The organism is Arthrobacter sp. M2012083, from assembly GCF_000281065.1.
Taxonomy (GTDB): domain Bacteria; phylum Actinomycetota; class Actinomycetes; order Actinomycetales; family Micrococcaceae; genus Arthrobacter.
The window spans coordinates 1-1,464 of the sequence record NZ_AKKK01000033.1 but is presented as its reverse complement, the minus strand read 5'-3'; the positions used below and the strand labels follow the sequence as shown (position 1 = coordinate 1,464).

At 66.2% G+C, this 1,464-nt stretch carries 2 protein-coding genes; both read left to right on the top strand.

From position 1 onward, the window contains the following. Positions 1 to 43 precede the first annotated feature (43 nt). Positions 44 to 595, top strand: a complete 552-nt coding sequence (locus A477_RS0115245; RefSeq protein ID WP_017199816.1) for an RNA polymerase sigma factor — start codon at positions 44 to 46, stop codon at positions 593 to 595. Then, positions 592 to 1,380, top strand: a complete 789-nt coding sequence (locus A477_RS0115240; RefSeq protein ID WP_017199815.1) for a hypothetical protein — start codon at positions 592 to 594, stop codon at positions 1,378 to 1,380. The genes A477_RS0115245 and A477_RS0115240 overlap by 4 nt, the downstream gene beginning before the upstream one ends. The last annotated feature ends 84 nt before the right edge of the window (positions 1,381 to 1,464 follow it).

The following is a 1,464-nucleotide window of genomic DNA, read 5'->3' as shown; positions in this document are numbered from 1 at the left end:
AAGGACCCCCGCTACGTAGTGTGTGGGACGGAGGCATCCCCGGGTGCTTGACCCTTTGGCTGATGAATATGTGCAGGCGGATCAGGACGATCCCGCCCTGCTCTTCACGGCTGCCTACAATAACTTCGCCGGACCGGTGTTTGGCTACCTCCGGGCACGAGGCGTGGACGACCCCGAAGCTGTGACGCAGGACGTCTTCCTTGCCCTGTATCCGAAGCTGGAAACGCTTCACGGCGGGCTGCCAGGGGCAAAAACACTCTTGTTCTCCATAGCGCATGCGCGGATGGTGGACCACTATCGCAAACGCGAACGAACGCCCGACTCGACGCCGTACGAACCGGATCTGGACGCGCGGCGGTCGCCATCGGCCGAAGACCAGGCCTTTGGCCGGGTAGCCGGTCTGGGCGTCACTGAACTTTTGGATGACCTTCCTGACGATTATCGGGAGGTGCTGGCCCTCCGGGTCGTCGCCGACGTGTCAGTGGAAGATACGGCGGCGATCATGGGTAAGTCCCAAGGAGCCGTCAAGCAGCTACAGCGCAGGGCATTGAGTGCACTGAAGAAGCGTGCACTACTAAGGAACGGCACATCATGAGCGAACAACTTACGCCTCGCGGACGGCATGACCAGCAGGCAATCGACCATCTGCTGGCAGACGCCGGCCTCACAGGCGACGCCGGTCTCCGCACTGAACTCCTCGAGCTCCGTTCACTGGCCAACACTGCCCCCTTGCCGTCCGACGCGGTCCGCTCGCTCATGGTCAGCGGCCCGGCGGCGTCGTCCGGTGCGCCCACTGCGGTACTTGCCACAGTTGCTGCGGAATCCGCTCTTGCGAATGAGCCCCCTGTGGACGAACTTGCCGCCCGGCGTCGGAAGAAGCGCCGGACGGCCATTGCAGGCCTCGCTGTGGCGGTGTCCTTGGCTGGCGGCGCCACCGCTGCCGTGGCTTCCGAGGGCGGCCTGCCGGGCGCTTTCCAGCATTTCGGGGCAGCAATCGGTTCGGTGGTATCCCAACTAAACCCCGGTTCCGGCAGTGCCCCCCAGCCCGATGCCCCCGCCGGCACCACGCCCGAGCCCTTGCCTGTCCGGGAAGAGCCCCAGCAAGCTCCTGCCACGGTCAAACCCCAGCCGGCACCTGCCGCGCCGGTCAGTCCTGCCGTTCCCGCTCCGGAGCCACAGCCCGGTGGAGCGTCGCCGCACACACCCAAGACGCCGTCGCACAGGGATCCCGGCAACGGTGTCATCCCCACACCGCCCGGGTTGCCCGTGACCCCACCGGAGATCGACCCTTCCAAGATCGATCCCGCAAAGCTCGGCCCTTCGGGCGTCCCCGTCCCGGTTCCCTCGGAGCTGATCCCCTCGCTCCCTGGAAAGCCCTAGTCTCCAGACCCCAAATCTCCCCCCTCTCGGCGCGGGTTAAACCACGACGGCGGGGTGCGGCATCCCCGTGGAAGCCGCACCCCG